We start from the raw sequence: 23639 nt of genomic DNA on the forward strand, positions 1-23639 counted from the left end.
CCATGGGTGACGTACTGGTGGGAGCGTGTTCCTGGACGGACCGTCAGCTCGTGGCGAGCGGCTGGTATCCGCGCGGGCGACGGGACGCCGAGGGGCGGCTGCGGCACTACGCCGCACGGCTGCCCGTCGTCGAAGTGGACGCCGGGTACTACGCCCTGCCGAGCCGGCGCAACGCCGAGCTGTGGGTGGAGCGCACGCCCGAGGGGTTCCGTTTCGACGTCAAGGCCTTCTCCCTGCTCACGGGCCACCCCACCCGGGTGGAGGCCCTGCCTCCCGACCTCCGGGGACTCGGCCCCGACGCGCTGCGGCGCGGACGGGCGGACGAGGGCCTGCTGGACGAGGTGTGGGGCCGCTTCGCCGAGGCGGTCGAGCCGCTGCGCAAGGCGGGGCGGCTCGGCACGGTGCTGTTCCAGTTCCCGCCGTGGTTCGCGCCCGGTTCCCCGGCCGAGGCGACGCTCGAAGCGTGCGCCCGGCGCACGGAGGGCTGGCCGCTCGCCGTCGAGTTCCGGCACCCGGGGTGGTGGGCGCCGGGGCAGGCGGACACCACCCACGCGCTGCTCGCCGCGCTGGACGCGTCGGCGGTCGGCACCGACATGGCCCAGGACCTGCCCGCCTCCCTGCCGCCCGTCGCGCCGGTCACCCGGCCGGCCCTCGCCGTGGTCCGCTTCCACGGGCGCAGCCGCTCGTGGGGGAGGGGAAGCAAGGAGGACCGCTTCCGGTACGACTACTCCGCCGCCGAACTCGCCGCCTGGGCGCCCCGCCTGCGCCGCGCCGCCCGGCAGGCGGACGAACTGCACGTGCTCTTCAACAACTGCTGCGCGGACGCCGCCGTACGCGCCGCCGAGACCATGCGGGAGCTGCTCACTCCGTCGCGTCGCTGAGCCCCAGCCGCAGGTGCTCCACGTGGAACACGGCCTGGTCGAGGAGTTCGGCGACGTGGTGGTCGTGCAGCGCGTAGACCACCGACCTGCCCCGGCGCTCGCCCACCACGAGCCCCAGGTTGCGCAGCAGCCGCAGCTGGTGCGAGCAGGCCGACTGCTCCATGCCGACCTCCGCCGCCAGTTCGGTGGCGGGCAGCGGGCCTTCGCGCAGGCGGGCCAGGATCAGCAGCCGGGACGGCGTGGACAGGGCCTGGAGCGTCGTGGCGACCTTCGCGACGTTGTCCGCGTCCAGCCGCACGCGTGCGGTGGCGTCCTGCGCGGTGGTGGCGGCTCCGTGACCCATGCGGTTCATCCTACTCACCACACATGAACACATGAATGAGTCTTCATTCGTTCCTGTATGGTGTGCCGCGTGTCCACCACGCTCGCCCCCACCCAGGTCCCCGCGTCCGTCCACCGGGCGCCCCGCCGACGCACCCGGGTCCTCGCCCTGCCCGAGGCCCGCTGGGCGCTCGCCTCGCTCCTCGCCTTCCTCGCCGCACTCCCGCTCGACCTCGGCTCCGCCCCCGCCTGGACCTACGGCCCGCTCTACGCCCTCGCCTACGCCGCCGGCGGCTGGGAGCCCGCGCTGGAGGGACTGCGAGCGCTGCGCGAGAAGACCCTGGACGTCGACCTGCTGATGATCGTCGCGGCGCTCGGCGCGGCGTCCATCGGGCAGGTCCTCGACGGCGCCCTGCTGATCGTCATCTTCGCCACCTCCGGCGCCCTGGAGGCCCTGGCCACCGCCCGCACCGCCGACTCCGTGCGCGGCCTGCTCGACCTCGCGCCCACCACCGCGACCCGCCTGGACGCGGACCGCGAGGAGACCGTCCCGACCGCCGAGCTGGCCGTCGGCGACCTGATCCTGGTCCGCCCGGGGGAGCGGATCGGCGCCGACGGCCCGGTCGTCGACGGCACCGGCGAGGTCGACCAGGCCACCATCACCGGCGAGTCCGTCCCCGTCCTCAAGCGCCCCGGCGACGACGTCTTCGCCGGCACCCTCAACGGCACCGGCGCGCTGCGCGTCCGCGTCGCCCGCGACCCCGCCGACTCGGTGATCGCCCGGATCGTCACCCTGGTCGAGGAGGCGTCCCGGACCAAGGCGCCGACGCAGCTGTTCATCGAGAAGATCGAGCAGCGCTACGCGGTCGGCGTGGTCGTCGCCACCCTCGCGGTCTTCGGCGTCCCGCTCGCCTTCGGCGCCGACCTCACCGACGCCCTGCTGCGCGCCATGACCTTCATGATCGTCGCCTCGCCCTGCGCGGTGGTCCTCGCGACGATGCCGCCCCTGCTGTCCGCCATCGCCAACGCGGGCCGGCACGGCGTCCTGGTGAAGTCCGCGGTCGCCATGGAACGCCTCGGCGAGATCGACACCACCGCCCTCGACAAGACCGGCACCCTCACCGAGGGCACCCCCGAGGTGGCCGCCGTACGCCCGCTGCCCGGCTCCGGGCTCGACGAGGACGCCCTCCTCGCGCTCGCCGCCGCCGCCGAGCACCCCAGCGAGCACCCGCTGGCCCGCGCGATCGTGGCCGCCGCCCGCGCCCGCGGCCTGCACCTCGCGCCCGCGGCGGACTTCACGGCGACCCCGGGCCGGGGCGTGACGGCCGTGGTCGAGGGCCGCACCGTGCACGTCGGCCGGGCCCAGGCCCCCGAGGGCGCCGAGACCACCGTCCTGGTCACCCGCGACGGCACCCCGGTCGGCACCCTCGCCCTCACCGACCGGCTGCGTGCCGACGCCGCCGCGGCCACCGCCGCGCTGACCGCCCTCACCGGCACCGCCCCCACCCTGCTCACCGGCGACAACGCCCCCGCCGCCGCCCGCGTGGCCGCCGCGACCGGCATCACCGACGTCCGCGCGGACCTGCTGCCCGAGGACAAGGTCGAGGCCGTACGGGAACGGGAGCGGGCGGGCCGCAAGGTGCTCTTCGTCGGCGACGGCGTCAACGACGCCCCCGCGCTGGCCGCCGCGCACGCGGGACTCGCCATGGGCCGGGCCGGCTCCGACCTGGCCCTGGAGACCGCCGACGCGGTCGTCGTGCGGGACGAGCTGACGGCGGTACCCGCCGTCGTCCGGCTGTCCCGGCGCGCCCGCGGGCTGGTCGTGCAGAACCTGGTCATCGCGGGCACGTGCATCACCGTCCTCGTCCTGTGGGACCTGATCGGCCATCTCCCGCTGCCCCTGGGCGTCGCCGGACACGAGGGCTCGACCGTGCTGGTCGGTCTCAACGGGCTGCGGCTGCTGCGCGAGTCGGCGTGGCGATCCGGACCGGCCCAGGAAGCGTGACGTCCGTGTCGGATTCCCGCCAGCCCGCACCGGGCCGACGGGCCATCCTGGACCCATGCAGACGGGAATGCACACCGACACCGAGCGCTGCGTGCGCGCCGTACGGTCGAAGGACGCACGCTTCGACGGCTGGTTCTTCACGGCCGTCCTGACGACCCGCATCTACTGCCGGCCCAGCTGCCCGGTGGTGCCGCCCAAGCCCGCGAACATGGTCTTCCACCCGAGCGCGGCGGCCTGCCAGCAGGCCGGGTTCCGGGCGTGCAAGCGCTGCCGCCCGGACACCAGCCCCGGCTCCCCGGAGTGGAACCTCCGCGCCGACCTCACCGCCCGCGCGATGCGGCTGATCGCCGACGGCGTCGTGGACCGCGAGGGCGTTCCCGGTCTCGCCGCCCGGCTCGGCTACAGCACCCGGCAGGTCGAACGCCAGCTGCTGGCCGAGCTGGGCGCCGGACCGCTCGCGCTGGCCCGCGCCCAGCGCGCCCAGACCGCCCGGCTGCTCATCGAGACGACCCCGCTGTCGATGGCGGACGTCGCCTTCGCGGCCGGCTTCTCCTCCGTCCGCACCTTCAACGACACGGTCCGCGAGGTCTTCGCGCTCTCCCCGAGCGAACTGCGCACCCGCGTCCCGAAGAGCCGCCCGGCCCCCGCCACCACCCCCGGGACCCTCTCGCTGCGCCTCCCCTTCCGCACCCCCTTCCACCCCGACAACCTCTTCGGGCACCTCGCCGCCACCGCCGTACCCGGCGTGGAGGAGTGGCGGGACGATGCCTACCGCCGAACCCTGCGCCTCCCGTACGGTCACGGCATCGTCGCCCTCACCCCCCGCCCCGACCACATCGCCTGCCGCCTCACCCTCGGCGACCTGCGCGACCTGACCGTCGCGATCAGCCGCTGCCGCCGCCTGCTCGACCTGGACGCCGACCCCGAGGCCGTCGACGGCCAGCTGCGCGCGGACCCGCTGCTCGCGCCGCTCGTCGACAAGGCGCCCGGCCGGCGCGTGCCGCGCACGGTCGACGAGGCGGAGTTCGCCGTACGGGCCGTGCTCGGCCAGCAGGTCTCCACCGCCGCCGCCCGCACCCACGCCGCCCGCCTGGTCACGGCCCACGGCGACCCGGTCGACGACCCCGAGGGCGGTCTGACCCACCTCTTCCCCACACCGGAGGCACTGGCGGCGGTGGACCCGCAGACCCTGGCCATGCCGCGCACCCGTCGCACGACCCTGACCACGCTCGTCTCCCGCCTGGCCGACGGCTCCCTCGGCCTGGGTGTCGAGACCGACTGGGCCGAGACCCGGGCCCGGCTCCTCGCCCTCCCCGGCTTCGGCCCCTGGACGGCCGACGTCATCGCCATGCGCGCCCTCGGCGACCCCGACGCCTTCCTCCCCACCGACCTCGGCGTCCGCCGCGCCGCCGGGGAGCTGGGCCTGCCCTCCACACCGGCGGCGCTCACCGCCCGCGCGGCGGCCTGGCGGCCCTGGCGGGCGTACGCCGTCCAGTACCTGTGGGCGACCGACAGCCACCCGATCAACTTCCTGCCCGCGTGACCGCGCGAACCCCCTGCGAGGAATCCCGTGAAACAGCACACCGTGATCGACAGCCCCTACGGCGCGCTCACCCTCGTCGCCGAGGACGGCGCCCTGTGCGGCCTCTACATGACCGACCAGCGGCACCGCCCGCCCGAGGAGAGCTTCGGTACGCCCGACGACGGACCGTTCGCCGAGGCGGAGGAGCAGCTGACGGCGTACTTCGCCGGCGAGCTGACGGACTTCACCCTCGACCTGAGGCTGAACGGCACCGCGTTCCAGCGCACGGTCTGGGACCAGCTCCGCCGCATCCCCTACGGCGAGACCCGCACCTACGGCGAACTCGCCGCCGCCCTCGGCAACGCGGCCGCCTCCCGCGCCGTGGGCCTCGCCAACGGCCGCAACCCCATCGGCATCATCGTCCCCTGCCACCGCGTCATCGGCGCGAGCGGCGGCCTCACCGGCTACGGCGGCGGCCTGGAACGCAAGCAGCGCCTGCTCGACTTCGAACGGGGGGCCGCGCTGTTCTAGCGGCCCCCGCTACGGCTGCCTCGTCCCCGCCCTCACCCACCCGCTCCGTCGTTCCCGGACACCAGCCCGCGCAGCAGCTCGGGCAGGGCGGTGCCGATCGGCTCCCGGACGACCTCGTCGGCGAGGTCGTCGTACGGGGTCGGCTCGGCGTTGACGATGACCAGGCGGGCGCCGTGGTCGGCGGCCACGCCGGCCAGCCCGGCGGCGGGCTGCACCTGGAGGCTGCTGCCGACCGCGACGAACACCTGGCACGCCTTGCTGATGGCGGCCGCCTCGCCGAGCACCACCGGGTCGAGCCGCTCGCCGAACATCACGGTCGCCGGTTTCAGGATGCCGCCGCACTCCCGGCACGGCGGGTCGTCCTCACCGGCGTCGACCCGGGCGAGCGCGTCCTCCATCGGCGTGCGGGCGTGGCAGGCCGTGCACACGCAGCCGCGTGCGCTGCCGTGCAGTTCGAGGACCTTGCGGGCGGAGACCCCGGCCAGCTGGTGCAGGCCGTCCACGTTCTGCGTGAGCACCCTCACCGGCACCCCGGAGCGCTCCAGCTCCGCCACCGCGCGGTGCGCGGCGTTCGGCTCGGCGCCCAGCGCCCCGGCCTCCCGCCGCATCCGCCAGGAGCGCCGCCTGATCTCCGGGTCGCCCATGTAGTACTCGTACGTGACGAGCTTCTCGGCCTCCGGATCGCGCCGCCACAGCCCGTTCGGACCGCGGTAGTCGGGGATGCCGGAGTCCGTCGAGATGCCGGCACCGCTCAGCACGGCGACGAGGGGCTTGCTGGTCATGCGGTCGAGGGTAGGACGCGGGGGTGCGGGCGGCGAACGGTTATCGGTCGGCGCGGACGCCGTTCTCCAGCTCGGCGGTACCGGAGCCGTCCGCCAGCACGTCCAGCGCGGCCAGGACCCGGCCGTGCAGGGCGCCGAGCAGGTGCGTACCCAGTTCGTCGCGCGGCACGAGGCGCCAGGACAGCAGCTCCTCCTCCTGCAACCGGATCGCCTTGAGGTCGTCCTCGGTCAGGACCCCGCCGTCGTAGAGGTACGCGACGATCGGCGGGCGGCCCGTCCCGTGCACCCAGTCCACCGCGAGCAGCCGGCCGAGCCGGACGTCCAGCCCGATCTCCTCGACGGTCTCCCGCCACGCGCCCTGCCGCGGCGTCTCCCCGTCCTGCGACTCGATCGTGCCGCCGGGCAGCACCCACCCCTCGCGGTAGTTGGGCTCGACGAGCAGCACCCGGCCCTCGGCGTCGCGGAACAGGGCGGCGGCGCCGGCCAGGACGCGGGGCAGCCCGGCGATGTAGGCGGCGTAGTCAGCAGTGGTCATCCCGAAAGCGTAGCGAGCCGCCGGCCCCCTCTCGGCCGGTCCAGGGTGCGGGCAGGGCATGACGGCGCGGCCGTCCTCCGGTTATGGTCGCAGCGGCGCGACTGCCTTGACGTGCGCAAGGCTCGGAGAGCAAGGGGAGAGCAAGGTGGCTGACGCTGCAGGAGACGGGGCCCGCCGGGTGCTCGTCGCCGCGGACAAGTTCAAGGGCTCGCTGACGGCCGTGGAGGTCGCCGAGCGGGTGACGGCCGGACTGCGCCGTGTCGTGCCGGACCTCGCGGTCGAGGCGCTGCCCGTGGCCGACGGCGGAGACGGCACCGTGGCCGCCGCGGTCGCGGCCGGGTTCGAACGCCGGGAGGTACGGGTCGCCGGGCCCCTCGGTGACGAGGTGACGGCCGCGTTCGCGCTGCGCGGCGACACCGCGGTCGTGGAGATGGCCGAGGCCAGTGGCCTCCAGCGGCTTCCGGAGGATGTCCTCGCGCCCCTGACGGCGTCCACGTTCGGCTCCGGTGAGCTGCTGCGGGCCGCGCTCGACGCGGGGGCGCGGACGATCGTGTTCGGCGTCGGCGGCAGCGCGACCACCGACGGCGGCGCCGGGATGCTGGCGGCGCTGGGCGCGCGGTTCACGGACCGGGACGGTGCGCCGGTCGCGCCGGGCGGGGGCGGCCTCGCCGGTCTGGCCTCGGCCGACCTGTCGGACCTGGACCCGCGGCTGGCCGACGTCGAGCTGGTGCTCGCGAGCGACGTCGACAACCCGCTGACCGGGCCGAAGGGCGCCCCCGCGGTCTACGGCCCGCAGAAGGGCGCCTCACCCGAGGACGTCGAGGCCCTGGACGCGGCCCTCGCGCACTTCGCGAAGGTGCTGGAGCAGACGGAGACCGTGGGCGCGCGGGCCGCCGAGTACGCCGCCTCACCGGGGGCCGGTGCGGCCGGCGGGATCGGCTTCGGCGCGATGCTGCTCGGCGCGCGGTTCCGGCCCGGCATCGAGGTGATGCTGGACGTGCTCGGCTTCGCCCCGGCACTGGAGCGGGCCGACCTGGTGATCACGGGCGAGGGCTCGCTGGACGAGCAGACCCTGCACGGCAAGGCCCCGGCCGGTGTCGCGGCGGCGGCGCGGGCCGCGGACAAGGAGGTCGTCGCGGTCTGCGGGCGCCTCGCGCTGGCGCCCGAGATGCTGGGGCGGGCCGGTATCCGGCGCGCGTACCCGCTGACGGACGTCGAGCCGGACGTGCGGAAGTGCATCGCCGAGGCGGGGCCGATCCTGGAACGGGTGGCCGAGGGCATCGCCCGGGACTTCCTGAGCTGAGTCGGCCTCCGCCGTCCGGGCCCCACCGCACCGGGTACGCACAGACGGAAGGGCCCCTGACCCACCCGGGTCAGGGGCCCTTCCGCGTCAGCGTTGCCGCTACGGCTGTGCCGCGCGCGCCTCCCGCCGGTTGTCACGGAAGTTGTTCACCCTGCGGGCCGTGGCGAAGAGCGGGATCACCGCGCCCATCACCAGTTGCAGCGCACACCCCGTCTGGAGGAGCAGCTGCCCGCTCGGCGCGTCGAAGGCCCACGCGGCCAGCAGCCCCATCGACAGCACGATCCACGACAGCATCGCCACCGCCAGCCGTCCCCGCGGCTTCGGGTACTCGACCCGGCTCACCATCAGCCAGGCGGTACCGATGATCGCGAGCAGCGTCGCCACGAAGGGCAGCTCCAGCAGCACGATCGACACCACCGTCAGCGCCCCGAACGGCGACGGCATGCCCTGGAAGGTGCCGTCCTTCACGGTGACGCAGGAGAACCGGGCGAGTCTCAGCACCACCGCCAGCAGCACCACGATCGCCCCCACCGCCGCCACGCGCTGGTAGGCGTCGTCCGCGACCATGCCGTAGACGAGGACGAAGTACGCCGGGGCCAGCCCGAAGCTGATGAGGTCGGAGAGGTTGTCCAGCTCGGCGCCCATCGGGGAGCTGCGCAGCTTGCGCGCCACCAGGCCGTCGAACAGGTCGAAGATCGCCGCGCACAGCATCAGGATGACCGCCGTGGCCGCGCTGTGCCGGGCCATGCCCGACTCGTCGCTGCCCATGAGGTGCGGGATCAGGATGCCGGTGGTGGTGAAGTACACCGCCATGAAGCCGCACGTGGCGTTGCCGAGGGTGAGGGTGTCCGCTATCGACAGGCGGAGCGAGAGGGGCATCTCCTCCTCGTCGTCCGCCTCGTCGGCCTCGGGCACCCAGCCGGCCTGGGTCTGCGGATCAACCACGGTCAATGCGAGTCACCCCAGCCACCGTCTTCTGCCCCACCTCGACCGCGACCTCCACGCCCTCCGGCAGGTACAGGTCGACGCGGGAGCCGAAGCGGATCAGGCCGACCCGGTCGCCCTGCTCGACCTTGGTGCCCTGCGGCACGTAGGGGACGATGCGGCGGGCCACCGCGCCGGCGATCTGGATCATCTCGATGTCGCCGAGCTCGGTGTCGAAGTGCCACACGACGCGCTCGTTGTTCTCGCTCTCCTTGTTGAAAGCGGGAACGAAGCCGCCCGGCACGTGCTCGACGGACGTCACCGTGCCCGACAGGGGCGCGCGGTTGACGTGGACGTTGAGCGGGCTCATGAAGATCGCGACGCGGGTGCGTCCGTCCTTCCACGGCATGATGCTCTGCACCACACCGTCGGCGGGCGAGATGACCCGGCCCTGGGTGATCTCGCGCTCGGGGTCGCGGAAGAACCACAGCATCCCCGCCGCGAGCGCGGTGGCGGGGACGGCGACGGCCTTGGCGGCGCCGGAACGGCGGGCACGGAGGAGGCTGACGGCTGCGGTGGCGACGGTCGGCAGAAGCCACGGCGATGCTCCGCGCGCGAGGCGTACGCCGGCCAGGCTGTCGCGAGATGCAGAGGTTTGGCTGTGGGGCATGGATGACCTTCGTAGCGGATGATGCCGCACACTGACGGGGGACGGCGGCTTTCCGGCGATCGTAGCGGCTTCCCGCCGCAACTGGGTAAGCCAGGAAGCCGAGTCGGCGGCCGAACGGTGCCTACGGGGTGTGACCTTCTTCTCCAAGAAAACACCCCGTATCCGGACATCTAACCCTGGAATCGATACTCTTCGAGCAGTCGGCGGCCGATGATCATTTTCTGGATCTCGGCGGTGCCTTCACCGATCAGGAGCATCGGGGCCTCGCGGTAGAGGCGCTCGATCTCGTACTCCTTGGAGAAGCCGTATCCGCCGTGGATCCGGAAGGCGTCCTCGACGACCTCCTTGCAGTACTCGGAGGCGAGGTACTTGGCCATCCCCGCTTCCAGGTCGTTTCGTTCGCCCGAATCCTTTTTGCGTGCAGCGTTCACCATCATCGCATGCGCCGCCTCCACCTTGGTAGCCATCTCCGCCAGCTTGAACTGAATGGCCTGGTGCTGGGCGATCTGCTTGCCGAAAGTGTGGCGCTGCTGGGCGTACCGGACACCGAGTTCGAAGGCACGCTGAGCGACGCCGCAGCCACGCGCCGCCACATTGACACGACCCACTTCCACGCCGTCCATCATTTGGTAAAAACCTCGGCCGGTGACCCCGCCGAGCACCCGATCGGCGGGAACGCGCAGGCCGTCCATGATGAGCTCGGTGGTGTCGACCCCCTTGTAGCCCATCTTGTCGATCTTGCCGGGGATGGTCAGCCCGGGCCGGACCTCGCCGAAGCCGGGCTCCTTCTCCACGAGGAAGGTCGTCATCGACTTGTGCGGCGCCGTGCCCTCGGGGTGACCCTCGTCACTTTTCACCAGAACGGCCACCAGCGACGAGGTTCCGCCGTTCGTGAGCCACATCTTCTGGCCGTTCAGGACGTACTCCTCGCCGTCCTTCACCGCCTTCGAGGAGATCGCCGACACGTCTGAGCCCAGCGCCGGCTCCGACATCGAGAAGGCGCCGCGGATGTCGCCCGCGGCCATCCGGGGCAGGAAGTGGTCCTTCTGCTCCGGCGTGCCGTGCTGCTTGAGCATGTACGCCACGATGAAGTGCGTGTTGATGATGCCGGACACCGACATCCAGCCCCGGGCGATCTCCTCAACGCACAGCGCGTAGGTGAGCAGCGACTCGCCCAGGCCCCCGTACTCCTCCGGGATCATCAGGCCGAACAGGCCCAGTTCCTTGAGCCCGTCCACGATGTCCTGCGGGTACTCGTCGCGGTGCTCCAGCTCGGTGGCGACCGGGATGATCTCCTTGTCCACGAAGTCGCGGACGGTGGAGAGGATCTCCCGCTGGACGTCCGTGAGGCCGTGGGTCTGGGCGAGGCGGCTCATCTACTTCCCCTGTTCCTTCAGCTCGGGCCGGCCGGGCTGCTCGCCGCCGCGCTCCTTGATGTACGTCTCGGTGGGCACCATCACCTTGCGGCGGAAGACGCAGACCAGCGTGCCGTCCTGCTTGCAGCCCCTGGTCTCCACGTGCACGATGCCGCGGTCGTTCTTCGACTTCGACGGCCACTTGTCCAGCACGGTCGTCTCGCCGTAGATCGTGTCGCCGTGGAAGGTGGGCGCCACGTGCCTGAGCGACTCGATCTCCAGGTTGGCGATGGCCTTGCCGGAGACGTCCGGGACGGACATGCCGAGCAGGAGCGAGTAGACGTAGTTGCCGACCACCACGTTCTTGCCGAAGTCCGTCGTGCTCTCGGCGTAGTTGCTGTCCAGGTGGAGCGGGTGGTGGTTCATGGTGAGCAGGCAGAACAGGTGGTCGTCGTACTCCGTGACCGTCTTGCCCGGCCAGTGCTTGTAGGTCGCCCCGACCTCGAACTCCTCGTAGGTGCGTCCGAACTGCATGGCTGTCAGGCCTCCGGGATCTCGAACGTGCTGGTGCGCGTCATGCCGGCGGCGCGGCCCTTGCCGGAGACGACCAGGGCCATCTTGCGGCTGGCCTCGTCGATCATCTCGTCGCCGAGCATCGCGGAGCCCTTCTTGCCGCCCGCCTCGGACGTGTAGTAGTCGTACGCGTCCAGGATCAGCTCGGCGTGGTCGTAGTCCTCCTGGGAGGGCGAGAAGATCTCGTTGGACGCCTCGACCTGGCCCGGGTGCAGCACCCACTTGCCGTCGAAGCCGAGGGCGGCGGCGCGCTGCGCGACCTCGCGGTAGCCGTCGACGTTGCGGATCTGGAGGTAGGGGCCGTCGATGGCCTGGAGGTTGTTGGCGCGGGCGGCCATCAGGATCTTCATCAGGATGTAGTGGTAGGCGTCGGCCGGGTAGCCGGGCGGCTGCTCGCCGACGACCAGGGACTTCATGTTGATGGAGGCCATGAAGTCGGCCGGGCCGAAGATGATGGTCTCCACCCGTGGGGAGGCCTGGGCGATCTCGTTGACGTTGTTCAGGCCCTGCGCGTTCTCGATCTGCGCCTCGATGCCGATCCGGCCGACCTCGAAGCCCATCGTCTTCTCGATCTGGGTGAGCAGCAGGTCCAGGGCCACCACCTGCTGGGCGTCCTGGACCTTCGGCAGCATGATGCAGTCCAGGTTCGGGCCCGCGCCCTCCACCACCGTCACGACGTCGCGGTACGTCCACTCGGTGGTCCAGTCGTTGACGCGCACGACGCGGGTCTTGCCGGTCCAGTCGCCCTCGTTGAGGAACTTGACGATGGTGTGCCGCGCCTCCGGCTTGGCGAGCGGCGCGCAGGCGTCCTCCAGGTCGAGGAAGACCTGGTCGGCCGGGAGGCCCTGGGCCTTCTCCAGGAAGCGGGGGTTGCTTCCGGGCACCGCCAGACAGGAACGCCGGGGCCGGAGACGGTTGACCGTGGTCATGCGGGGACCTCCAAGGGGTCGAGCTTGTTCGCGTTCCGGATCTCGTCGACGATCCGGCCGATGATGCCGGTGATGTCGAAGTCCTTCGGGGTGAAGACGGCGGCCACTCCCGCCGCCTTCAGGTCCTCGGCATCTCCGTTCGGGATGATGCCACCGGCGATCACCGGTATATCTGTGGCACCCGCCACATGCAGCCTTTCCAGCACGTCCGGCACCAGTTGCGCGTGCGAACCGGAGAGGATCGACAGGCCCACCGCGTGCACGTCCTCGGCGAGCGCCGCGTCCACGATCTGCTCCGGAGTGAGCCGGATGCCCTGGTAGACCACCTCGAAGCCGGCGTCGCGGGCGCGCACGGCGATCTGCTCGGCGCCGTTGGAGTGGCCGTCCAGGCCCGGCTTGCCGACCAGGAAGCGCAGCTTGCCCACGCCGAGGTCCTTGGCCGTGAGTTCCACCTTCCGGCGCACCAGGGACAGCGCCGACCCCTCCTCGGCGGGCAGGGCGACCGGCGCGGACGACACGCCGGTCGGTGCGCGGAACTCGCCGAACACCTCGCGCAGGGCCCCGGCCCACTCGCCGGTCGTGACGCCGGCGCGGGCGCACTCCAGGGTGGCCTCCATGAGGTTGGCGGTGCCCTTGGCGGCCTCCTTCAGCTTCTCCAGCGCCTTGCAGGGGCGCGGGTGGTTGAAGGGCGGCTGGTAGCGGGTGTCCCGCCAGTGCTGGAGCGAGGCGATGACACGGGCCTCCACCGCCGGGTCGACGGTCTGGATCGCGGTGTCCAGGTCGGCGGTGAGCGGGTTGGGCTCGGTGCCCTCGAAGGCGTTGACACCGATGATCTTCTCCTCGCCCGACTCGATCCGGGCCCGGCGTTCGGCGTGCGAGGAGACCAGCTGGGACTTGAGGTAGCCGGACTCGACGGCGGCCATCGCGCCGCCCATCTCCTGGATGCGTTCGATCTCGGCGAGCGACTCCCGGACCAGCTCGTCCACCTTCGCCTCGACCACCTTCGACCCCTCGAAGAGGTCGCCGTACTCCAGCAGGTCGCTCTCGTAGGCCAGCACCTGCTGGATGCGCAGGGACCACTGCTGGTCCCAGGGGCGGGGCAGCCCCAGTGCCTCGTTCCAGGCGGGCAGCTGGACGGCCCGGGCGCGGGCGTCCTTGGAGAGGGTGACCGCCAGCATCTCCAGCACGATCCGCTGGACGTTGTTCTCCGGCTGGGCCTCGGTCAGACCGAGGGAGTTGACCTGGACGCCGTAGCGGAAGCGGCGGTGCCTGGGGTCCTCGATGCCGTAGCGCTCGCGGGTGATGCGGTCCCAGATGCGGCCGAAGGCGCGCATCTTGCACATCTCCTCGACGAAGCGCACGCCGGCGTTCACGAAGAAGGAGATGCGGCCGACCACGTCCCCCATGCGCTCCTGCGGCACCTGGCCGCTGTCGCGCACGGCGTCCAGCACGGCGATCGCGGTGGACATCGCGTACGCGATCTCCTGCACCGGCGTGGCGCCCGCCTCCTGCAGGTGGTAGCTGCAGATGTTGATCGGGTTCCACTTCGGGATGTGGGAGACGGTGTAGGCGATCATGTCCGTCGTCAGGCGCAGGGACGGCCCCGGCGGGAAGACGTGCGTCCCCCGGGACAGGTACTCCTTGACGATGTCGTTCTGGGTCGTGCCCTGGAGCCGGGTGATGTCGACACCCTGCTCCTCGGCGACGACCTGATAGAGCGCCAGCAGCCACATGGCCGTGGCGTTGATGGTCATCGAGGTGTTCATCTGGTCCAGGGGGATGTCCTGGAACAGCCGGCGCATGTCACCGAGGTGCGCGACCGGCACCCCGACCCGGCCCACCTCGCCGCGGGCGAGGACGTGGTCGGAGTCGTAGCCGGTCTGGGTCGGCAGGTCGAAGGCGACCGACAGACCCGTCTGCCCCTTGGCGAGGTTGCGCCGGTACAGCTCGTTGGACGCCTCGGCCGTGGAGTGACCGGCGTAGGTCCGCATCAGCCACGGCCGGTCCTTCTGACGCTCACTCATGTCACGCTCCTCAGATGTTCCGGAAGCGGTTGATGGCGTCCAGGTGCTCGGCGCGCATCTCCTCGTCGCGCACGCCCAGGCCCTCCTCGGGGGCGAGGCAGAGCACGCCGACCTTGCCCTGGTGGGCGTTGCGGTGGACGTCGTGGGCGGCCTGGCCGGTCTCCTCCAGGGAGTACACCTTGGAGAGCGTGGGGTGGATCTTGCCCTTGGCGATCAGGCGGTTGGCCTCCCAGGCCTCGCGGTAGTTGGCGAAGTGGGAGCCGATGATGCGCTTCAGCGACATCCACAGGTAGCGGTTGTCGTACTCGTGCATGTAGCCCGAGGTCGAGGCGCAGGTGGTGATGGTGCCGCCCTTGCGGGTGACGAAGACGCTCGCGCCGAAGGTCTCGCGGCCCGGGTGTTCGAAGACGATGTCGATGTCCTCGCCGCCGGTGAGTTCGCGGATGCGCTTGCCGAAGCGCTTCCACTCCTTCGGGTCCTGGGTCTGCTCGTCCTTCCAGAACCGGTAGCCCTCGGCGTTGCGGTCGATGATCGCGTCGGCGCCCATCGAGCGGCAGATCTCCGCCTTCTGCGGCGAGGAGACGACGCAGATCGGGTTGGCCCCGCCGGCCAGCGCGAACTGGGTGGCGTAGGAGCCGAGGCCGCCGCTGGCGCCCCAGATGAGCACGTTGTCGCCCTGCTTCATGCCGGCGCCGTTGCGGGAGACCAGCTGACGGTAGGCGGTGGAGTTGACCAGGCCCGGGGCGGCGGCCTCCTCCCAGCTGAGGTGGCCCGGCTTGGGCATCAGCTGGTTGGACTTGACCAGGGCGATCTCCGCGAGGCCGCCGAAGTTGGTCTCGAAGCCCCAGATGCGCTGCTCGGGGTCGAGCATCGTGTCGTTGTGGCCGTCGGACGACTCCAGCTCGACGGAGAGGCAGTGCGCGACGACCTCGTCGCCGGGCTGCCAGGCGTTGACGCCGGGGCCGGTGCGCAGCACGACGCCGGCCAGGTCGGAGCCGATGATGTGGTACGGCAGGTCGTGGCGCTTGGCCAGCTCGTTGGTGCGCCCGTAGCGCTCCAGGAAGCCGAACGTCGACAGCGGCTCGAAGATCGAGGTCCACACCGAGTTGTAGTTGACCGAGGAGGCCATGACGGCCACCAGGGCCTCGCCGGGGCCCAGCTCGGGCAGCGGCACCTCGTCCAGGTGGATCGACTTGCGCGGGTCCTTGTCGCGGGTCTCGAGGCCCGCGAACATCTCGGTCTCGTCCTTGTGCACGGTGATCGCGCGGTACGACTCGGGGAGCGGCAGTGCGGCGATGTCGGCCCGGGTGGAGTCGGGCGACTGGATCGCGTCCAGGATGTCCTTCACGGTGTTGCCTCCGGCGGTGAGCGCCCTGAGGGAGGGGCGCTGAGGGTGACGTCGGTGCTGATGAGGGTGGGTGAGGGTGCCTGTGACGCAGGCGTTCGGACGCGCAGGGGATGAGGTGCGGGGACAGCCCGAACACCCTCAACGTATGACACCGCGTGTCACCCCGCAAGGCACTGAGTGCCAGAAAGTGTTCTCGGATGAATTCTTTACCCGACAGATGAGCGATGATCGATCGAAGGGGGGTCGCGCGGCCCCCGAAAAGGGGCACTGACATGCAAAAACGGCCACCCGGAGGGTGGCCGTCGTCACAGCGGGAGAGCGGGTCGGCGGGTGGTCTCAGTGCTCCTTGAGGGCCTGCTCGATGGTGCGCATGACCTCGTGCAGCGGCGCGTCGGTGCGCGCGACCGTCACCAGCACCTCGCCCTGCACGGAGGCCGAGGAGGAGGCCGGCCGCGCGGCGGCGGTGGAGCGCCCGGCGCCGATGCCCGTGCCGAACGTCCGGCGCACGATCGCGAAGGCGTGGTCGAGCTGGGCCTCCACGTCCCCCTGTCCGCCCGCCCGGAGCCAGCGCCGCAACACGTGGTTGTGGGCGGTGACCACGGCGGAGGCGGCGACCTCCGCCAGCAGCGGGTCGTCGTTGGCGTCGTCGTCGTGCGCGTGCTCGTCGAAGTGGCCCAGCAGGTAGCGGGTGAAGAGACGCTCGTAGCGGGCCACGGACGCGATCTCCGCCTCCCGCAGGGTGGGCACCTCGCGGGTCAGCTTGTAGCGGGCGACCGAGATCTCCGGCCGGGCCGCGTACATCTTCATGACCTCTTTGATGCCGCGGCACACCGTGTCGAGCGGGTGCTCGTGCGCGGGTGCCGCGTTGAGCACCGCCTCGGCGCGGACCAGGGTGTCGTCGTGGTCCGGGAAGATCGCCTCTTCCTTGGAGCGGAAGTGCCGGAAGAAGGTGCGGCGGGCGACCCCGGCCTGCGCCGCGATCTCGTCGACGGTGGTCGCCTCGTACCCCTTGGTCGCGAACAGCTCCATCGCGGCCGCCGCCAGTTCCCGGCGCATTTTCAGCCGCTGGGCGGCGGCTCGGCTGCCGGCCGCGCTCTCCGGAGCGTCGGGCGCGGCTGGTGTACGTGAGGACCTGGCGGGCTGGGACATGACCCGAACGTACTGCATGTGCACGCAATCATGCGCGTGACCGGGGATTCCCCCGCCCACGGGGGGCGGGGGAGACCCGGCGGGATCGAGCAGCCCGCCCCAGTCCTCCTCGGACCGGAACCAGTCGCCCGGCCGCTCAGCGGCGGGCATACTCGCGGAAACCGCGGCCCGTCTTGCGGCCGAGGCAGCCCGCGGCCACCAGGTGCTCCAGGAGGGGCGCCGGAGCCAGTCCCGGGTCGCGGAACTCGCGGTGCAGCACCTTCTCGATGGCCAGCGAGACGTCCAGCCCGACCACGTCGAGCAGTTCGAAGGGCCCCATCGGGTAGCCGCCGCCCAGCTTCATCGCCGCGTCGATGTCGTCCAGCGTGGCGTAGTGCTCCTGGACCATCTTGACGGCGTTGTTCAGGTACGGGAAGAGCAGCGCGTTGACGATGAAACCGGCCCGGTCGCCGCAGTCCACGGCGTGCTTGCGGATCTTCGCGCAGACCTCCCGGACGGTGGCGTGCACGTCGTCGGCCGTCAGCACCGTGCGGACCACCTCGACCAGCTTCATGGCCGGCGCCGGGTTGAAGAAGTGCATGCCGATCACGTCCTGCGGGCGCGAGGTGGCGCGGGCGCAGGCGACGACGGGCAGCGAGGAGGTGGTGGTGGCGAGCACCGCGCCGGGCTTGCAGACCTTGTCCAGCGTGGCGAACAACTGCCGCTTGACCTCCAGGTCCTCCGCGACCGCCTCGACGGCGAGGTCGACGTCGGCGAAGTCGTCGTAGGTGCCCGTGGGCGTGATCCGCTCCAGTGTCTGCGCGGCGGCCTCCGCGGTGAGCCGGCCCTTGTCGACACCGCGGGCCAGGGACTTGCCGATCCGGGCCTTGGCCGTCTGCGCCTTCTCCGCGCTGCGGGCGGCGAGCACGACCTCGTACCCGGCCTTGGCGAACACCTCGGCGATGCCCGACGCCATGGTGCCGGAGCCGGCGACGCCCACCGAGCGCACGGGGCGGCCCGGGACCGGGGTGTCGCCCGCCCTCGGGGTCAGGGCGTCGGGGACGACGGCCGCGCTGCCCGGCGTCTCGTAGGTGTAGAAGCCGCGCCCGGCCTTGCGTCCCGTCAGGCCGGCCTCGCTGAGCTGGCGGAGGATCGGGGCGGGGGCGTGCAGACGGTCGTGGGAGGCGGTGTACATGGCCTCCAGGACCGTGCGCGCGGTGTCCACTCCGATCAGGTCCAGCAGCGCCAGCGGTCCCATGGGCAGTCCGCAGCCGAGCCGCATCGCGGCGTCGATGTCCTCGCGGGAGGCGTAGTTCGCCTCGTACATCGCCGCGGCCTGGTTCAGGTAGCCGAACAGCAGGCCGTCGGCGACGAACCCGGGCCGGTCGCCGACCGCGACGGGCTCCTTGCCGAGGTCCAGGGCGAGGTCGGTGACCGCCGCCACGGCGCCCGGGGAGGTCAGCACGGAGGAGACGACCTCCACCAGCTTCATCGCCGGGGCCGGGTTGAAGAAGTGCAGTCCGAGCACCCGCTCCGGGCGGGACGACTCGGCGGCCAGCCGCGTGACGGACAGGGCGTTGGTACCGGTCGCCAGGATCGTCTCGGGGCGCACGATCCCGTCCAGCTCCCGGAAGACCTGCTGCTTGATCTCGTACGACTCCGGCACCACCTCGATCACCAGGTCGGCGTCGGCGGCCTCGCGCAGGTCGGTCGCGGTGCGCACGCGGGCGAGGGCCTCGGCACGCTCCTGCTCGGTGAGGCGTCCGCGCTCGACGGAACGGGCGGTGGAGGACTCCAGGGCGGCGACGGCCGTCGCGGCCTGCGCCTCGCTGACGTCGATGCCGACGACGTCGCGGCCGGCCCGGGCCAGGACCTCGGCGATGCCGGTGCCCATGGTGCCCAGACCGACGACGGCGATGGTCCGGAGCGGGGACAGGGAGGAGTGGGACAGGGGAGTGGCCATCGCGGGACTCCAGGAATGAGGGTGACGACGGGAACGTCCCGGACGCGCCTTCGGCGCGCACCGGGTCCGTGAGGGAAGGAGTGCGGGTGTTGCCGGGCTGACTGGCGCACACGCCCGGTGCCGGTGCGGAGGGCGTGCACACGCCCGCGCGGCGGCGGTGTCCGACCGGCCCTGTCCCGGGGCTCGGTCGCGCTGCGGTACCTGACCGACCGGTACCGGACCGACTGCTCTCACCGCGGCTGCGTCACCAAACCGCCGTGAGGAGTACCGCGAGTGGGTAACTCGCTCGTCTGAGATTAACTCGCGGGTAACGAGCGCGCCAGCCCCCGGTGTTCGTGATGTACGTCCCACGCGGCCCGAGACGCCCCTAACCTCGGTGTCATGGACGAAGAGTTGCGAACGCTCACGGAGCGCTTACGGGCCGAGGCGGACGCGCCGGGGGCCCCGGACGGCCCTGCGGCCTACGAGCGGCTGGTGGCGACCGGGGACCCGGACGAGCTGGCCGCGGTGCTCACCGAGCCCGGACACCAGCTCTGGGCCCGGGAACTGGCCGCGTTCCGGCTGGGCGTCGCCGGGGACCCGCGGGCCTTCGAGGCCCTCGTGCTGCTGCTGAACCACCGCGACCCGCCGCGCTGCGCCGCCGCCGCCCACGCCCTCGCCCGCCTCGGCGACCCCCGCACCGCCCGCGCCGCCGCCGCCCTCGCCACCAACGAACTCCGGGTCGCCTACGCCCTGCACCCGGTGCGGCTGCTGGTGGAACTGCGCGCTCCCGAGGCCGTGCCCGCCCTGATCACCACGTTGCGACGACGGCTGCGTCCGCACGACCCGTACCGGCGGGTGGCGCTCGCCTGCGTCGACGGGCTCGGCGCGCTCGGCGACCGCCGGGCCGAACCCGTCCTGCAGGAGGCCCTGGCCCACCCGGCGCTGGCGGAGGCGGCGGTGCGGGCGCTGGCGCGGATCCCGGGGCAGCGGTAGGCCGTCGAGACGCGGCCGTGGTCCGGTGAGGACCCGCGGTGGGCCGTCAGCCGCTCAGGCGTCTCGCGTACCGCACCTCGGGCACCACGGCCCCCGCCACCTCGTACGGCTCCTCGGCACCGTCGGCGGTGAATCCCTCCCGTTCGTAGAAGCGCCGGGCGCGGACGTTGCCCTCGACCACCCACAGGAGCACGCGCGCGTGCCCGGCGGCCGCGCACCGGCGCACCGTCTCCCGGAGCAGGGCCCGCCCGACCCCGGTGCCGAACCGCCCCGCGTCCACGTAGAGGGCGTACAACTCGGCTTCCCCGGTCCGTATCTCGCCGTCCCGGTACGGGCCGTGGCAGGCCCAGCCGACGACCTCGCCGCCGTCGTCCTCGGCGACCAGGTTCACCACCCCGTCCGGGGCCCGGGTGAAGAGGTCGCGGCGCCGGCGGGCGTCCCGGGCCGCGTCCAGCTCGTCCAGGTACCGCTGCGGCATGAGGCCCCGGTACGCCGTCCGCCAGCCCTCGACGCGGATCTCGGACACCCGGTCGCAGTCGGCGAGGGTCATCTCCCGAACGCGCGCCCCGCTCACGGGGCGACGACCGCGAACGCCTCGATCTCCATCAGGAACTCCGGCCGGAGCAGGCCCGCGACCCGCACCGCCGAGGAGGCGGGCAACCGGTCGTCGGGCAGGTGCGCGGCGCGGGCCGCGCGGATCGCGGGCATGTACGCCATGTCCGTGACGAAGAAGGTCAGCTTCACCACGTCGTCGAAGGTCGCCCCGGCCGCCGCCAGGCACCTGCGCAGGTTCTCGAAGACCTGGCGGGCCTGGGCCGCGGGGTCGCCGGCGCCGACCACCTCGCCCGCCTCGTCCAGGGCGAGTTGACCGGAGACGGCCACGAACCGCCCGGTACCGAGGACGACATGGCTGTACTGGGCGGCGGGCGCGACGCCCTCGGGCGCGGCGATCCTGGTCAGTCGGCTCATGTGTCCATGGTGGACCACGGGTCGGGCAGCGCCCCCGACGGGCGGCTCACCCCCGATAGCCGAGCAGCCCGTGCAGCGTCGAGCCGCGTGAGGAGGTGGACGCCGCCTTGGACCGCGGCGGCTTCGGCGCGGGCGGTGCCGCGCACACCGCGTCCGCCTCGCCGTCACCGCGCGGCACGGTGCCGTCGGCGAGGTAGGCGGCCAGGTGCTCGTCCAGACAGGAGTTGCCGCTCAGCGTGATGCCGTGGTTCCCGCCGCCTTCCTCGACCACCAGGCCGGAGCCGCGCAGCAACCGGTGCAAGGTGACGCCGCCCTCGTAGGGGGTGGCCGCGTCGCCGGTCGCCTGGAACAGCAGGGCCGGCGGGAGGTCCTCGTTGGTGACGTCCACCGGCCGTCGCGACCTCGTGGGCCAGAAGGCGCACGGCGCGTTGTACCAGGCGTTGTTCCAGGTCATGAAGGGCGCCTTCGCGTACACGTCCTCGTTGTCCTCGCGCCACCGGGCCCAGTCGCGCGGCCAGGCGGCGTCGCGGCACTGCACGGAGGTGTAGACGCTGTAGCCGTTCTCGCCGGAGGGGTCCACGGCGCCGAAGTCCTCGTACGCCTCCACCAGCGGGTCGGTGTCCGCGTCGTTCACGTACGCGGCGAACGCCTCCGCCAGGTAGGGCCAGTACCCGTTGTAGTAGCCGCCGGGGAGGAAGGTGTCCTCCAGTTCCGAGGCGCCGACCTTCCCGCCCGCCGGCTCCTTCGCCAGCGCCGACCGCATGCCGTACCACGCGGCCTCGATCCGCTCCGGGTCGCTCCCCAGCCCGTACGTCCCGTCGTGCTCGGCGATCCAGGCCAGGAAGGCCCGGTGGCGGTCGTCGAAGGCGTGGTCCTGGTTGAGGTTGGCGTCGTACCAGACGTCGGTCGGGTCGACGACGGAGTCCAGGACCAGGCGGCGCACGCGGTCCGGGTGGAGCTTCGCGTAGACGGCGCCCAGATAGGTGCCGTACGAGTAGCCGAAGTAGTTGATCCGCTCCGCGCCGAGCGCCCTGCGGATCGCGTCCACGTCCCGCGCCGCGCTGACCGTGTCGACGTACGGCAGCACCTCCGCGTACTTCGCGCCGCAGGCGTCGGCGAAGGCCTTGGCGCGCGCGAGGTTGGCCCTTTCGGAGGCGGCGGTGGCGGGCAGCGAGTCGGGGCGCACCGGCTCGAAGTGGCCCGGCAGGCAGTTCAGGGCGGGCTCGCTCTTCCCCACCCCCCGCGGGTCGAACCCGATGACGTCGTACTGCGCGGCCACCTCGGGCGGCAGCGAGGACGCCACGAACCCGGCGAGGGTCAGCCCGCTGCCGCCGGGCCCGCCGGGGTTGACCAGCAGGGGTCCCTGGTACGTCGATCCGGTGTGCGGGACGCGGGACAGCGCCAGCGTGATCCGTCTGCCGTCCGGGCGGGCGTGGTCGAGCGGCACCGACAGGGAAGCGCACTGGAGGGTGGGGTAGTCGGCCGTGCCGCACTTGCTCCACCTGGGCTCGGCGGCCTGCGCGGTGCCCGCCCGGTGCGGCGCGCTCGCCTCGGCGGGCAGCGCCGTGACGGTCCCGGCGGCGATGACGGCGGCGCCGCACAGCACGGCTGCGCGTTGTCTCATGGCGTTCTCCCGGGACTCGCGGGGCGGAGCGGCTGCGGCCCGCGCGGGTCGCGGTCCTCGCCGCATCGTCCCGGCGAGCGCCGAGGGAAGAACGCTTTCTGTCCGGACGTGACCCAATTGGGTCGATGGATGCCCTCGAATGCCCGGAGGGGCGCCGGCCGGAGGGCGAGGGGCGGCAGTCGGGGAGAGCGACCGTCACAGGAGCGACAACTGGACCGCTTCGGCCGGCGTCGGCCCGGAGGCCGCGGGTCCGGCCGCCGTGCCGTCCGCGGTCGGCTCCGGTCGCGCGATCCGCCGCGGCGTTCCCCCGCGCGCGGGGCCGATGCCGTACTCCTCGGCCAGGTCGTGCACCTGGCGGGTGATCCGGCGCTGGTACCACTTGGGGGCGTAGGCGCCCTCCGCGTACAGCCGCTCGTAGCGGCGCACCAGGTGCGGGTGGTGCTGCCCGAGCCAGCTCATGAACCACTCCCGGGCGCCCGGCCGCAGGTGCAGCACCAGCGGGGTCACGGAGGTGGCACCGGCGGCGGCGACCGCGCGCACGGTCGCGCGCAGCTGGGCCGGCTCGTCGCCCAGGAACGGGATGACCGGCGCCATCAGCACCCCGCACCCGATGCCGTGCCGCGCGAGGGTCCGGACCACCTCCAGGCGGCGCTCCGGCGCGGGCGTCCCCGGCTCCACGGTGCGCCACAGCTCCGTGTCGGTGAAGCCGACCGAGACCGAGATCCCGACGTCGGTCACGCGCGCGGCCCGCGTCAGCAGGTCGAGGTCGCGCAGGATCAGCGTGCCCTTGGTCAGGATCGAGAAGGGGTTCGCCCGCTCGGTGAGGGCCGAGACGATGCCCGGCATCAGCCGGTAGCGGCCCTCGGCGCGCTGGTAGCAGTCGACGTTGGTGCCCATCGCGACGTGCTCGCCCTGCCAGCGGGGCGAGGCCAGCTGTCGGCGGAGCAGCTCGGGCGCGTTCACCTTCACGACGATCTGGGAGTCGAAGCCGAGTCCGGTGTCGAGGTCCAGGTAGCTGTGCGTCTTGCGGGCGAAGCAGTACACGCACGCGTGCGTGCAGCCCCGGTAGGGGTTCACGGTCCACTCGAACGGCATGCGCGAGGCGCCCGGCACCCGGTTGAGGATCGAGCGGGCCCGCACCTCGTGGAAGGTGATGCCGCGGAATTCGGGCGTGTCGATCGTGCGGGTGGTCACCGCGTCCGCGCCGAACAGCGCGGGGTCGGCGGCCCGGGCGTGGTCGGAGTCCGTGAGGTTCTCCCAGCGCATTGACGCCTCCT

General features: G+C 72.5%; 22 protein-coding genes. 6 read left to right on the forward strand and 16 right to left on the reverse strand.

What is annotated here, in order from left to right; all coding sequences use genetic code 11:
* Positions 1-2: 2 nt before the first annotated feature.
* The gene (locus tag AC07FV_RS10850; protein ID WP_479086279.1) at positions 3-881 is read left to right on the forward strand and encodes a DUF72 domain-containing protein; all 879 of its coding nucleotides are present in this window, start codon (positions 3-5) and stop codon (positions 879-881) included.
* Here AC07FV_RS10850 and AC07FV_RS10855 read toward each other — a convergent pair.
* Positions 862-1224 carry an ArsR/SmtB family transcription factor gene (locus AC07FV_RS10855; RefSeq protein ID WP_479086280.1) on the reverse strand — a complete coding sequence of 121 codons (363 nt, stop codon included), beginning with the start codon at positions 1222-1224 and terminating at the stop codon, positions 862-864. The two genes, AC07FV_RS10850 and AC07FV_RS10855, sit on opposite strands and share 20 nt — an antisense overlap.
* 57 nt (positions 1225-1281) lie before the next feature.
* Between AC07FV_RS10855 and AC07FV_RS10860 the strand changes: the two genes are divergently transcribed.
* The 3 genes from AC07FV_RS10860 to AC07FV_RS10870 are packed head-to-tail and all read left to right on the forward strand — an operon-like array spanning position 1282 to position 5260.
* On the forward strand, positions 1282-3207 hold the full coding sequence (locus AC07FV_RS10860) for a heavy metal translocating P-type ATPase (RefSeq protein WP_479086281.1): 1926 nt from the start codon (positions 1282-1284) through the stop codon (positions 3205-3207).
* Positions 3208-3262: 55 nt separating this feature from the next.
* Complete coding sequence (locus tag AC07FV_RS10865; RefSeq protein WP_479086283.1) at positions 3263-4750, forward strand: AlkA N-terminal domain-containing protein; 1488 nt, start codon at positions 3263-3265, stop codon at positions 4748-4750.
* 27 nt (positions 4751-4777) lie between these two features.
* Positions 4778-5260: a methylated-DNA--[protein]-cysteine S-methyltransferase gene (locus AC07FV_RS10870; RefSeq protein WP_479086284.1), complete on the forward strand. Its 483-nt coding sequence runs from the start codon at positions 4778-4780 to the stop codon at positions 5258-5260.
* A 32-nt stretch (positions 5261-5292) separates the two neighbouring features.
* Here AC07FV_RS10870 and AC07FV_RS10875 read toward each other — a convergent pair whose 3' ends face one another.
* Together AC07FV_RS10875 and AC07FV_RS10880 are read right to left on the reverse strand one after the other, a co-directional pair.
* Entirely contained in the window at positions 5293-6042 is a 750-nt protein-coding gene (locus AC07FV_RS10875) for an SIR2 family NAD-dependent protein deacylase (protein WP_479086285.1), read from the reverse strand.
* A gap of 40 nt (positions 6043-6082) precedes the next feature.
* Entirely contained in the window at positions 6083-6577 is a 495-nt protein-coding gene (locus tag AC07FV_RS10880; protein WP_479086286.1) for an NUDIX domain-containing protein, read from the reverse strand.
* A 178-nt stretch (positions 6578-6755) separates the two neighbouring features.
* Between AC07FV_RS10880 and AC07FV_RS10885 the strand changes: the two genes are divergently transcribed.
* Positions 6756-7880, forward strand: a complete 1125-nt coding sequence (locus AC07FV_RS10885) for a glycerate kinase (RefSeq protein ID WP_479086649.1) — start codon at positions 6756-6758, stop codon at positions 7878-7880.
* Between the two features lie 99 nt (positions 7881-7979).
* Here the strand turns inward: AC07FV_RS10885 and pssA are convergent, their stop codons facing one another.
* The 9 genes from pssA to AC07FV_RS10930 form a co-directional block, all read right to left on the reverse strand.
* Entirely contained in the window at positions 7980-8795 is an 816-nt protein-coding gene (pssA, locus tag AC07FV_RS10890) for a CDP-diacylglycerol--serine O-phosphatidyltransferase (protein WP_356607565.1), read from the reverse strand.
* 22 nt (positions 8796-8817) lie between these two features.
* On the reverse strand, positions 8818-9474 hold the full coding sequence (locus AC07FV_RS10895; RefSeq protein WP_053139373.1) for a phosphatidylserine decarboxylase: 657 nt from the start codon (positions 9472-9474) through the stop codon (positions 8818-8820).
* A 170-nt stretch (positions 9475-9644) separates the two neighbouring features.
* Positions 9645-10850 carry an acyl-CoA dehydrogenase family protein gene (locus tag AC07FV_RS10900; RefSeq protein WP_432878386.1) on the reverse strand — a complete coding sequence of 402 codons (1206 nt, stop codon included), beginning with the start codon at positions 10848-10850 and terminating at the stop codon, positions 9645-9647.
* The gene (locus AC07FV_RS10905) at positions 10851-11363 is read right to left on the reverse strand and encodes a MaoC family dehydratase (protein ID WP_479086287.1); all 513 of its coding nucleotides are present in this window, start codon (positions 11361-11363) and stop codon (positions 10851-10853) included.
* Positions 11364-11368: 5 nt separating this feature from the next.
* Positions 11369-12331: an HpcH/HpaI aldolase/citrate lyase family protein gene (locus AC07FV_RS10910; protein ID WP_479086288.1), complete on the reverse strand. Its 963-nt coding sequence runs from the start codon at positions 12329-12331 to the stop codon at positions 11369-11371.
* Positions 12328-14355, reverse strand: a complete 2028-nt coding sequence (locus AC07FV_RS10915; protein WP_479086290.1) for a protein meaA — start codon at positions 14353-14355, stop codon at positions 12328-12330. Before AC07FV_RS10915 ends, AC07FV_RS10910 begins: the two co-directional genes overlap by 4 nt.
* 10 nt (positions 14356-14365) lie before the next feature.
* On the reverse strand, positions 14366-15703 hold the full coding sequence (gene ccrA, locus AC07FV_RS10920; protein ID WP_383639624.1) for a crotonyl-CoA carboxylase/reductase: 1338 nt from the start codon (positions 15701-15703) through the stop codon (positions 14366-14368).
* 336 nt (positions 15704-16039) lie between these two features.
* Positions 16040-16852 (reverse strand): TetR family transcriptional regulator, encoded by an 813-nt coding sequence (locus tag AC07FV_RS10925; RefSeq protein ID WP_479086292.1) that lies wholly within the window; start codon positions 16850-16852, stop codon positions 16040-16042.
* A gap of 136 nt (positions 16853-16988) precedes the next feature.
* Positions 16989-18794, reverse strand: a complete 1806-nt coding sequence (locus AC07FV_RS10930) for a 3-hydroxyacyl-CoA dehydrogenase family protein (protein WP_479086294.1) — start codon at positions 18792-18794, stop codon at positions 16989-16991.
* A gap of 381 nt (positions 18795-19175) precedes the next feature.
* On the opposite strand from AC07FV_RS10930, the gene AC07FV_RS10935 reads away from it, so the two are divergent.
* Positions 19176-19769 carry an adenylosuccinate lyase gene (locus tag AC07FV_RS10935; RefSeq protein ID WP_479086295.1) on the forward strand — a complete coding sequence of 198 codons (594 nt, stop codon included), beginning with the start codon at positions 19176-19178 and terminating at the stop codon, positions 19767-19769.
* Between the two features lie 46 nt (positions 19770-19815).
* On the opposite strand, the gene AC07FV_RS10940 is transcribed toward AC07FV_RS10935, so the two are convergent.
* The 4 genes from AC07FV_RS10940 to AC07FV_RS10955 all read right to left on the reverse strand — a co-directional run bounded on the left by AC07FV_RS10940 (position 19816) and on the right by AC07FV_RS10955 (position 23628).
* On the reverse strand, positions 19816-20319 hold the full coding sequence (locus AC07FV_RS10940) for an N-acetyltransferase family protein (RefSeq protein WP_479086296.1): 504 nt from the start codon (positions 20317-20319) through the stop codon (positions 19816-19818).
* A 20-nt stretch (positions 20320-20339) separates the two neighbouring features.
* Positions 20340-20738: a RidA family protein gene (locus AC07FV_RS10945; RefSeq protein ID WP_479086297.1), complete on the reverse strand. Its 399-nt coding sequence runs from the start codon at positions 20736-20738 to the stop codon at positions 20340-20342.
* 46 nt (positions 20739-20784) lie between these two features.
* Positions 20785-22362 carry an alpha/beta hydrolase gene (locus AC07FV_RS10950; protein ID WP_479086299.1) on the reverse strand — a complete coding sequence of 526 codons (1578 nt, stop codon included), beginning with the start codon at positions 22360-22362 and terminating at the stop codon, positions 20785-20787.
* 195 nt (positions 22363-22557) lie between these two features.
* Entirely contained in the window at positions 22558-23628 is a 1071-nt protein-coding gene (locus AC07FV_RS10955; RefSeq protein ID WP_479086301.1) for an Rv2578c family radical SAM protein, read from the reverse strand.
* Positions 23629-23639 lie beyond the last annotated feature (11 nt).

It is taken from the genome of Streptomyces sp. NPDC045956, from assembly GCF_056430705.1.

Bases quoted from the DNA above. Each gene is read 5' to 3' on its own strand.
- AC07FV_RS10850 (WP_479086279.1), top strand. From the start codon at position 3: ATGGGTGACGTACTGGTGGGAGCGTGTTCCTGGACGGACCGTCAGCTC.
- AC07FV_RS10925 (WP_479086292.1), bottom strand. From the start codon at position 16,852: ATGTCCCAGCCCGCCAGGTCCTCACGTACACCAGCCGCGCCCGACGCT.
- AC07FV_RS10945 (WP_479086297.1), bottom strand. From the start codon at position 20,738: ATGAGCCGACTGACCAGGATCGCCGCGCCCGAGGGCGTCGCGCCCGCC.
- AC07FV_RS10860 (WP_479086281.1), top strand. From the start codon at position 1,282: ATGGTGTGCCGCGTGTCCACCACGCTCGCCCCCACCCAGGTCCCCGCG.
- AC07FV_RS10935 (WP_479086295.1), top strand. From the start codon at position 19,176: ATGGACGAAGAGTTGCGAACGCTCACGGAGCGCTTACGGGCCGAGGCG.
- AC07FV_RS10905 (WP_479086287.1), bottom strand. From the start codon at position 11,363: ATGCAGTTCGGACGCACCTACGAGGAGTTCGAGGTCGGGGCGACCTAC.
- AC07FV_RS10950 (WP_479086299.1), bottom strand. From the start codon at position 22,362: ATGAGACAACGCGCAGCCGTGCTGTGCGGCGCCGCCGTCATCGCCGCC.
- AC07FV_RS10915 (WP_479086290.1), bottom strand. From the start codon at position 14,355: ATGAGTGAGCGTCAGAAGGACCGGCCGTGGCTGATGCGGACCTACGCC.
- AC07FV_RS10900 (WP_432878386.1), bottom strand. From the start codon at position 10,850: ATGAGCCGCCTCGCCCAGACCCACGGCCTCACGGACGTCCAGCGGGAG.
- AC07FV_RS10855 (WP_479086280.1), bottom strand. From the start codon at position 1,224: ATGGGTCACGGAGCCGCCACCACCGCGCAGGACGCCACCGCACGCGTG.
- AC07FV_RS10895 (WP_053139373.1), bottom strand. From the start codon at position 9,474: ATGCCCCACAGCCAAACCTCTGCATCTCGCGACAGCCTGGCCGGCGTA.
- AC07FV_RS10865 (WP_479086283.1), top strand. From the start codon at position 3,263: ATGCAGACGGGAATGCACACCGACACCGAGCGCTGCGTGCGCGCCGTA.
- AC07FV_RS10875 (WP_479086285.1), bottom strand. From the start codon at position 6,042: ATGACCAGCAAGCCCCTCGTCGCCGTGCTGAGCGGTGCCGGCATCTCG.
- AC07FV_RS10880 (WP_479086286.1), bottom strand. From the start codon at position 6,577: ATGACCACTGCTGACTACGCCGCCTACATCGCCGGGCTGCCCCGCGTC.
- AC07FV_RS10930 (WP_479086294.1), bottom strand. From the start codon at position 18,794: ATGGCCACTCCCCTGTCCCACTCCTCCCTGTCCCCGCTCCGGACCATC.
- AC07FV_RS10910 (WP_479086288.1), bottom strand. From the start codon at position 12,331: ATGACCACGGTCAACCGTCTCCGGCCCCGGCGTTCCTGTCTGGCGGTG.
- AC07FV_RS10955 (WP_479086301.1), bottom strand. From the start codon at position 23,628: ATGCGCTGGGAGAACCTCACGGACTCCGACCACGCCCGGGCCGCCGAC.
- AC07FV_RS10940 (WP_479086296.1), bottom strand. From the start codon at position 20,319: ATGACCCTCGCCGACTGCGACCGGGTGTCCGAGATCCGCGTCGAGGGC.